Origin of the sequence: Nonomuraea terrae (assembly GCF_004348995.1) — a bacterium.
GTDB lineage: Bacteria > Actinomycetota > Actinomycetes > Streptosporangiales > Streptosporangiaceae > Nonomuraea > Nonomuraea terrae.
This window is the reverse complement of sequence record NZ_SMKQ01000034.1, coordinates 46411-54929: the sequence shown is the minus strand read 5'-3', so window position 1 is coordinate 54929 and position 8519 is coordinate 46411. Positions and strand designations below refer to the sequence as shown.

Below are 8519 nucleotides of genomic sequence, written 5' to 3'. Positions count from 1 at the left end.
CGGTTGGGGAGGTTCTCGGTGATGCGCTCCAGCAGCTTGGGCGGGGCGGGGGCGCCGCCGTAGCCGAGGGCGCTCAGGGACGACAGGTCGTGCTTGCCGAAGTCGGGGTGCGACATGAGCTGCCAGGCGTTGGTCGGCACGCCGATCATCGCGGTGACCCGCTCCCGCTCGATCAGGCGCAGGGCCTGCCCGGGGTCCCACTTGTACATGAGCACCAGGCCACCGCCGCTGAACATCGTGGTGATCATGGCGGAGAAGCAGCCGGTGGCGTGGAACAGCGGGACGGTCAGCAGGGTGACCCTGCGGACCGCGGACACCGTCGCGAAGTCCTTGCCGGCCAGGGCGGTCGCGCGCGCGGCGCCGTACGCGGCCGTCATGGGGGCCTGGCCGATGTTGCGGTGGCTGCCGAGCGCGCCCTTGGGGCGGCCGGTCGTGCCCGAGGTGTAGAGGATCGTGGCCGGGTCGTCCGGGGCCAGGGTCACGTCCGGGAGCCGCACGTCGGCGGCGGGCTCGCCGACGACGTCGGCGAAGGAGCGCGCGCCCTCCGGGAGGTCGCCGCGGGTGACGATCAGCGGCACGCCGGTCGAGGCCAGGCGGACCGCGCGCTCGCCGTCCGCGATGAGCACCTTGGCGCCGGAGTCGCTCACGCCGTAGGCCAGCTCCGCCTCCGTCCACCAGGCGTTGAGCGGTACGGCGATGGCGCCCGCGGCCAGCGCGGCGGAGAACGCGATCACCCATTCGGGGTAGTTGCGCATGGCGATGGCGACGCGGTCGCCCTTCGTCACGCCGTACTCCTCGACCAGGCGGCCCGCGAGGGTGGCGGCGCGACGGAAGTGGTCTTCGAACGTGATGTGCTCGTCCTCGTACACGAGGAAGACCTTGTCGCCGTGGAACCGGCTCATCTCCAGCAGTGCGCGGAAGTGCGCCGGTGCGTGCTTCCATGTTCGTACGCCGGCGTCGCCGATCTCCTCGATCTCGAACAGCTGGCCGGGTCCGGTGAGTTGGGCTTGGACCTGGGCGTGCGTAAGAGACATGCGCAGAACTCCCGCAGTGGACGAATATTCCGGAAATCACAGTACCGACCGGTCAGTACGTCGCGCTAGAGCAGCCGAAACGCCTACAGGTGGCTGTTTGGGATCTGGGGACCCGGGGGATGGTGAATTGATGCCGTAACGCGGCCGTAACGTGTCAGGGTCTTGATGCCGTCACATCGGCACTTCCCTCGAAGCGCGCCTGAAATTTTCATTTGTATTCCGATAGTTTCTAGCCGCAAGCTGCTGCTTTGGCGGCGGCCGGATGGCGGCATTGACCGTCCACCCACATGTCAATACCGTCTGCGATGCGGTCCGTTCGTGGCCGAAACTTTCGGAACCGAGTGCTTCCTCCGGAGGTCGATGTCCGTGCATTCGTCCAAGGTCCTCAGAGCCCTCGCGTTAGCGGGGATGGTCGCCGCCTTCCTCCTGCCCGCCGGCCCGGCGCAGGCGTCCGCGTCCCTGCGCGCGCACGCCGACGCCCGCGGCAAGTTCATCGGTACCGCCCTCGCCACCGGCCCGCTGTCCGACGAGGCCTCCTACCGCACCATCGCGGGCGGGGAGTTCAACCAGGTGACGGCCGAGAACGCGATGAAGTGGGACGCCACCGAGCCCAGCCAGAACCAGTTCACCTTCTCCGGCGCCGACGCCGTCGTGAACTTCGCGACCCAGAACGGCCAGCAGGTCCACGGCCACACGCTGGTGTGGCACAACCAGACGCCGGGCTGGGTGCAGAACCTCGGCGCCACCGCGATGCGCGACGCCATGCGCAACCACATCAGCCGCGTCGTCGGCCGCTACGCCGACAACCCCGCCGTGGTCTCGTGGGACGTCGTCAACGAGGTCTTCGAGGAGAACGGCGACTTCCGAAGGTCGTTCTGGTACAACACGCTCGGCGAGAGCTACATCGCCGACGCCTTCCGCGCCGCCCGCGCAGCCGACCCCGACGCGCGGCTGTGCATCAACGACTACAACGTCGAGGGGATCAACGCCAAGAGCACCGCGATGTACGACCTGGTCTCGGAGCTGCGCGACCAGGGCGTGCCGGTCGACTGCGTCGGCTTCCAGGGCCACCTCGCGACCCAGTACGGCTTCCCGAACGACCTCCGGCAGAACCTGCAGCGCTTCGCCGCCCTCGGCGTCCAGGTCCGCATCACCGAGTTGGACGTCCGCATCCAGATGCCGAGGAGCGCCGCCAAGGACGCCACCCAGGCCACGTACTACCGCGACGTCGTCAACGCGTGCCTGGCCGTCACCGCCTGCGCCGGCGTGACGATCTGGGGCTTCACCGACCGCTACTCCTGGGTGCCCGACCAGTTCCCCAGCGAGGGCGCGGCGCTGATCTACGACGAGAACTACCAGCCCAAGCCGTCGTACACCGCCGTGCACGACGCGCTGGCGGGCGGCACGAGCACCGACACGACGCCGCCGACCGCGCCGGGCGCGCCGAGCGCGGGCAACGTCACGTCCAACTCGGCCGCGCTGACCTGGACGGCCTCCACCGACAGCGGCGGCAGCGGGCTGGCCGGCTACGACGTCTACCGCGAGCAGGGCGCGACCGACACGCTGCTCGGGCAGGGCGCGGCCAACTCGGTCACGCTGACCGGCCTGACGCCGAACGTCCAGTACCAGGTGTACGTCCGGGCGCGCGACGGCGCGGGGAACCTGTCGGCCAACTCGCCGCTGGGCACGTTCACCACCCAGGCCGGGCCGGGTGGCAGCGGCGGCTGCACCGCCGCGGGCACCGTGCAGAACCAGTGGAACAACGGGTACGTCGTCCAGCCCGTGACCGTCACCAACACCGGCACCTCCGCCATCAGCGGCTGGACGGTCACCTTCACCCTGCCCCCGGGGCACACGCCGGCCGGCTCCTGGAACGCCACCCTGACCGTCAGCGGGCAGACCGTCACGGCGCGGAACGCCGGCCACAACGGCAACCTGGCGCCGAACGGCAGCACCACCTTCGGCTTCCAGGTCAGCCGCCCGAACGGTGACACGCGGACGCCGTCGGGCTACACCTGCGCCTGACGGCCACGGACGAATCCCCTGGGGCCAGCCCGCCTGCCCGCCCGGCACCGGTCCGCCCCAGGGGATTCTCTCTTCCGGAATATTGACCTGAACCGACTAGGTCTGTCGTTCGCATAGGAGGTGAACGGCATGAACGAGTGGGATGCCACCTCGTTGGCGGTCGTTCGCGCTGGCCTACCCGAGGAGGACTGGGAGGCGCCGACGGCCTGCGCGGGCTGGGCGGTGCGGGACGTGGTCGCGCACATCGCCGACAAGGGGTACTTCGCCGGCTTCGACGCGGCGCGCGGCGGCGGGGACAACGGGGCGGCGTACGGGCTGCCCGCCCTGAGCCGGTCGAGCAGCTCCTTCTGCGGAACGCCGCGCAGCGCCACGGCGTGCTCGTTCACCCGGGCCCATGCCGGACTTCGTGCGCATGCAGGACATCCTGTGCGGGCTCGGTGAGGACGAATGGGGCGGGCTGATCGTCCCGCACTTCTCCATAGGGCCGCTGCCGGCAGCATCGTGCTCACCACGTTCGGGTGGATCAACGCGGGCACGGTGCGGGGTGATCTGGCCGTGGCCGAGCGGTTCCTCGACCTGTTCTTGCGCATCTAGCGCCTCGCCGGCCCCCGTCCTCGTGGGTCTGCCCGCGGGGACGGGGGCGAGGGCAGGCCGGAATGCTCCGGAGGCTGCTTTCCGGACGTCGGTCGGTTCCAGGGGGTGGGATGGGCGGCAGGCCGCTCGAGGGCGGGCCTCCGGCCTGCGCGGCCGGAGATCCGCACGAGGTCAGTGTTCGAGGGTGATGCCCTCGCGGGCCAGGTCTTCGATGACGCCGTCGACCAGGCGGGTGGCGACCGTGTGACGCAGGCGGCCCTCGTCGCGCAGCTCGCGTACGGCGGGCACGGGGTCGGGGTCGGCGAACAGGCGCTCGTCGGAGTGGTCCGCCGGCCTGCCGGTCGGGTCGACGGTCCACCAGGACGCCTCCAGCGCGATGCCGTTCGGGTCGCTGAAGTAGATCGAGCGCAGGAAGCCGTGGTCGATGACGTCGGTCACCTCGCAGCCGTGCTCCTTGAGCCGGTCGCGCAGCCTGAGCAGGGCGTCCTCGTCGGGCAGGTGCAGCGACAGATGGTCGAACTGGGCCGCCTTCGCGTACGGCACGCCGGCCGGCTTGGCGAAGCTGTCGATGGGCTGGTCGGTGTACTCGAAGAAGGCGATGGTGCTGCCCTCGCCGATGTCGAAGAAGTAGTGCCTGAAGGCGGGCAGGGCCAGGGTGGCGACGAGACGGGCGTCGAGCACGCCGTGCCAGAAGCGCACGGTGGCGTCCATGTCCGTGGTCACCAGGGCGAGGTGGTGCACGCCACGCCAGTGCACCGTGTCGGGGGTCGCAGCCATGGCCCAATCGTATGCCTTTCAACTATCCCCGGTAAGTCATTGCTCCCTGTCCCTTTTGTCAGCGTTCCTCGTGTCAGTGGAGTCTGGCGCCGTACACGTGGTCGACCGTCATCACCATGAGCACCCTGCGGTCGGACACCATCACCGACCGGTACTCGTCCCAGTCCGGATGCTCTCCGGCGGCGCGGCGGTAGTAGTCGACCAGCGCCTCCACCTCGGGCCCGCGGGGGTCGCCTCCCGGGCCGGTGAGCGTCGCGACGCCGTCGGCGGTGGCCCACGCCCACCCGTCGGGGCTGGTGACCTCCAGCGAGACGCGCGGGTCACGGCGCAGGTTCGCGGTCTTGGCGCGGCCCTCGGTCATCGACACGTAGATGAGCTCGGCCTTCTGGTCGTAGAAGGGCATGACGGGGGACAGCTGCGGGCGGCCGTCGGACTTGATCGTCGCCAGCACGCCGAGCCGGCTCTCGGCGAGGAGCGTGCGCGGGTCATACGGAGTGTCGGTCATGGGGCAATCCTCAACGTTCACACCGGTATGAAGGTCAAGCGTGGCCGGCTTCTCGGTCAGTGTCGCGCCGTGACTCGCGAAGAGTTCTGGTACGTGATCGAGAAGGCCGGGCGCAGGCGCTCGCCGCGAAGCAGACGAGCGCCTGGGACGAGGACCGCGGGGCGGCGGCACTTCACGCCGCTGGCGGGTAGGAGGTCCGGGCCCGGGGTCAACCTGGTGTGGGGGCTGGCGAACCTGGCCGGTGGGCTGGTCTTGCTGCGGCCGGCCGCGCGGGCCGACCGGCCCGGTCAGGCGTGGGACTCCCGGTTGCTCGCCTTCGAGTCGGGGTGTGTGGTGTTCGCGGCGTGGATGGCGGCCGGCGAGCGGCTCTTCCCCATGAACCACGTGACCCACGACCGCGCGACCCCATGAACCGCGACTCTGCGAACGGTGCCTGAGCGTCAGCCCTTGACCGAGCCGGCGAAGGTGAAGGAACCGGCGAGGTACTTGTTGACGGCTACGTACAGGGCGACGGCGGGGGCCGTGTAGAGGATGGAGAAGGCGGCCAGCTGGCCGTAGGCGACCTGGCCGTACTGGGAGAAGAAGGTGTAGACGGTGACGGCGGCCGGTTGTTTCTCGGGGGTGTCGAGCAGGACGAAGGGCGCGAAGAAGTTGCCCCACTGGCCGACGAACACGAAGATCGCCACCACCGCGATCCCTGGCGCCATCAGCGGCCCCACCACCGTCCGCAGCGAGCGCACCCACCCGGCCCCGTCCACCCAGGCCGCCTCCTCCAAACTGACCGGCACCCCGTCCATGAAGTTCTTCATCATCCAGATCGAGAACGGCAGCGAGCTGGCCGTCAGGAACAACACCATGGCCGGCACGGAGCCGTACAGGTTGAAGCGGAAGAACATCGCGTAGACCGGGACGAGCACGGCCGTCACCGGCAGGCCGGTGGTGAACAGCAGGGTCAGCATGAACGGCCGGCGGAAGCGCGACCGGTAGCGCGACAGCGGGTACGCCGCCAGACCCGCCACCACCACGGTCAGCAGCGCCGTGGAGCCGGAGATGACGATCGAGTTGATCAGCGGCAGGATGATCGTCTCCCACGTGAGCACAGCGCGGTAGTTGTCCAGGGAGAAGGCGAGCGTCGGCGCGGCGGCCAGCGTGGCCTCCGGCTGCACCGAGGCGATCAGCACCCACAGGAACGGCCCGGCGAAGGCCACGGCGACGAGCAGGAGGGCGAGCCCGGCGGCGGTCCGCGCGGCGAGCCGGGTCATGCGTCCTCCACCTTGATCAGGCGCAGGTAGACCAGCGAGAACAGCGCCCCGATCACCAGCAGCACCAGCGCGATGGCCGAGCCGTAACCGATCTCGAAGTAGCGGAACGCCTGCTCGTACATGTACAGCGGGGTCGTCTGGCTGGCCGTGCCGGGCCCGCCGCCGGTCAGCGCGTAGATGAGGCCGAACGAGGCCAGCGTCTGCAGGGTGATCAGCATCAGGTTCGCCATGATCGAGCGGCGGATCAAGGGAAGCGTGATGTGCACCAGGCGGCGTACCGGACCGGCCCCGTCGACGGCGGCGGCCTCCACCAGGTCGGCGGGCACCTCCGACAGCGCCGCCGAGTACACCAGCATCGAGAACGCCGTCCCGCGCCAGATGTTGGCCAGGATGACCGCGACCATCGGCGCGGTGTACAGCCACTCCTGGGAGATGCCGAGCACCGTGTTGAGCGTCCCGTCCTCGGCCAGGAACGAGAACCAGCAGGCCGCGGCCACGATCTCCGGCATCACCCAGGCGGCGATGACCACGCCGTTGACCACGCTGCGCGTCGCCCGGCCGCGGCCGCGCTGGAGCAGGGCGATGACCAGGCCCAGGGTGTTCTGGCCGATGACGGCCGAGCCGATCACGAAGACGAAGGTGAGCAGGAAGGAGTTGAGGAAGTTCGGGTCGCCGAAGAGCCGGATGAAGTTCGCGAAGCCCACGAACTGCGAGTTCACCGAGGCCGAGCCGGTCAGCGTCTCGTTCGTGAAGGCGATGTAGACGCTCCACAGGATGGGACCCGCGAGGAAGATCGCCAGCAGGACGAGGGAAGGCGCGAGCGGCAGCAGCCAGCGCAGCACCCCGCGCCGCGACGGGCCGCCCGGAGGCGCTCCCGTCGCGGCCGGGGGCCTCGCGGTGGCGACCGTCATCGGGCGACGACCCGGTCGGCGCCCCCGACGGCCGTGGGCAGTGCCCGCGCGTACGCCGCCGTGGCCTCCTCGGGAGTCCTCGCGCCCGTCGTGACGGCCTCCATGGCCTCCTGGATCTGCGCCGAGACCTTCGGGTACGCCTCGTACGCCGGCCGGTAGTGCGTCACGGCGGCCAGGTCGGTGAAGAACTTGACGCTCGGGTTGTCGGCGCTGTACGCCGGGTCGGCGGCGACGTCCTTGCGGGGGGCCAGGTCGCCCGTGCCCACCGAGTACGTCAGGGAGTTCTCCTTGTTCGTGGCCACGGCGATGAAGTCGAACGCCTCCTTCTTGTGCGGGGTGTAGGTGCTCATCGCCATGACCCAGCCGCCCGACATGCTGACCGCGCCGGGCTCCTGGCCGTTCTGCGTGGGCATGGCCGCCCAGCCGATCGTGTCCTTCCACTGCGGCCACGGCTTCGTGCTGGTCGGCTTCCAGGCGGCGGCCGTCCACGCGCCGTCGAGCGAGATGCCGAGCTCGCCTGCCGGGAACCACTCGAAGTTCATCTTGTCGGCGAGCTTGGCGTTGTGCGCGTCGGCCTGCCGGGGGGCGAGCTCCTCGCGGTAGATCGTGTTGACGAAGGACAGCGCGTCGGTGAAGTTCTTCCCGCCCGCCACCCACTTGTCCTGCGCGTCGTCGTAGAGCGTGCCGCCGGGGGTGCCGTACAGGAGCATCTCGAAGCCCTGCATGGTGGTGGCCTCGCCGTGGATCTTCGTGGAGTACATGCTGAACGGGATGACGCCCGGCACCCGCTGCTTGATCGTTCGGGCGGCCGTCAGGACGTCGTTCCAGGTCTTCGGCTCCCACGGGACCGGCAGGCCCGCCTTGGTGAAGACCTCCTTGTGGTACCACAGGCCGCGGGTGTCCGTGCTGATCGGGACGCCGTAGATCTTGCCGTCGCCGCCCCTGGCGGCCTGCTTGACGGAGTCGGGGAACTGCGTCTGCCAGTCGGGCCAGGCGGCGAGGTGCTCGTCGAGCGGGGCCAGCTTGCCCGCCGCGACGTCCGCGTTCACCTGGAACGTGTCGTGGTAGTAGAGGTCGGGCGCCGAGCCGGGGGAGCGGTTGAGCAGCGCCAGCTTGGTGTAGTACGCCTCCGGGGTGCCCTGCACCGGGGTCAGCTTGATCGTCACGCCGGGGTGGGCGGCCTCGTACTGCTTCTTCGCGTCGGCGAGCATCTTCTCCAGATGCGGCCACGTCACATCCACCCTGTAGAGGACTTCGAGCTCCTTGCCGCCGGGGTTCTCCTGTGAGGCGCCGGAGCCGCAGCCGGCCACCGCCGCCAACAGCAGGAGGGAACCGGCCAGCCTGCGCATCATCACGGCCTCCCCTTCTGTGGGTTAACGCGACCGTAAATCTGTCGATCAACCGGGTCAAC

Annotated in this window: 9 protein-coding genes; 3 read left to right on the top strand and 6 right to left on the bottom strand. The window is 69.7% G+C overall.

The annotated features are described in order from the left end of the window. Positions 1–1034, bottom strand: a 1034-nt coding sequence (locus E1286_RS14650; protein ID WP_165969735.1) for a class I adenylate-forming enzyme family protein, incomplete at its 3' end; no start/stop codon positions are given. A gap of 360 nt (positions 1035–1394) precedes the next feature. Here E1286_RS14650 and E1286_RS14645 point away from each other — a divergent pair. Further along, entirely contained in the window at positions 1395–3059 is a 1665-nt protein-coding gene (locus E1286_RS14645) for an endo-1,4-beta-xylanase (protein ID WP_132612698.1), read from the top strand. A 129-nt stretch (positions 3060–3188) separates the two neighbouring features. After that, positions 3189–3500 (top strand): maleylpyruvate isomerase N-terminal domain-containing protein, encoded by a 312-nt coding sequence (locus E1286_RS14640; RefSeq protein WP_132612696.1) that lies wholly within the window; start codon positions 3189–3191, stop codon positions 3498–3500. Between the two features lie 324 nt (positions 3501–3824). On the opposite strand, the gene E1286_RS14635 is transcribed toward E1286_RS14640, so the two are convergent. Both E1286_RS14635 and E1286_RS14630 read right to left on the bottom strand, forming a co-directional pair. Then, on the bottom strand, positions 3825–4430 hold the full coding sequence (locus E1286_RS14635) for a VOC family protein (protein WP_132612694.1): 606 nt from the start codon (positions 4428–4430) through the stop codon (positions 3825–3827). Between the two features lie 73 nt (positions 4431–4503). Continuing rightward, positions 4504–4935 (bottom strand): PPOX class F420-dependent oxidoreductase, encoded by a 432-nt coding sequence (locus E1286_RS14630; protein WP_132612692.1) that lies wholly within the window; start codon positions 4933–4935, stop codon positions 4504–4506. Between the two features lie 69 nt (positions 4936–5004). Here E1286_RS14630 and E1286_RS14625 point away from each other — a divergent pair, with 69 nt between their 5' ends. Next, on the top strand, positions 5005–5346 hold the full coding sequence (locus E1286_RS14625) for a hypothetical protein (RefSeq protein WP_132612690.1): 342 nt from the start codon (positions 5005–5007) through the stop codon (positions 5344–5346). Positions 5347–5375: 29 nt separating this feature from the next. Here the strand turns inward: E1286_RS14625 and E1286_RS14620 are convergent, their stop codons facing one another. The 3 genes from E1286_RS14620 to E1286_RS14610 are packed head-to-tail and all read right to left on the bottom strand — an operon-like array spanning position 5376 to position 8460. After that, on the bottom strand, positions 5376–6197 hold the full coding sequence (locus tag E1286_RS14620) for a carbohydrate ABC transporter permease (RefSeq protein ID WP_132612688.1): 822 nt from the start codon (positions 6195–6197) through the stop codon (positions 5376–5378). After that, positions 6194–7108, bottom strand: a complete 915-nt coding sequence (locus E1286_RS14615) for a carbohydrate ABC transporter permease (RefSeq protein WP_132612686.1) — start codon at positions 7106–7108, stop codon at positions 6194–6196. Before E1286_RS14615 ends, E1286_RS14620 begins: the two co-directional genes overlap by 4 nt. Then, positions 7105–8460 (bottom strand): extracellular solute-binding protein, encoded by a 1356-nt coding sequence (locus E1286_RS14610; RefSeq protein WP_132612684.1) that lies wholly within the window; start codon positions 8458–8460, stop codon positions 7105–7107. The genes E1286_RS14615 and E1286_RS14610 overlap by 4 nt, the downstream gene beginning before the upstream one ends. Positions 8461–8519: the final 59 nt, after the last annotated feature.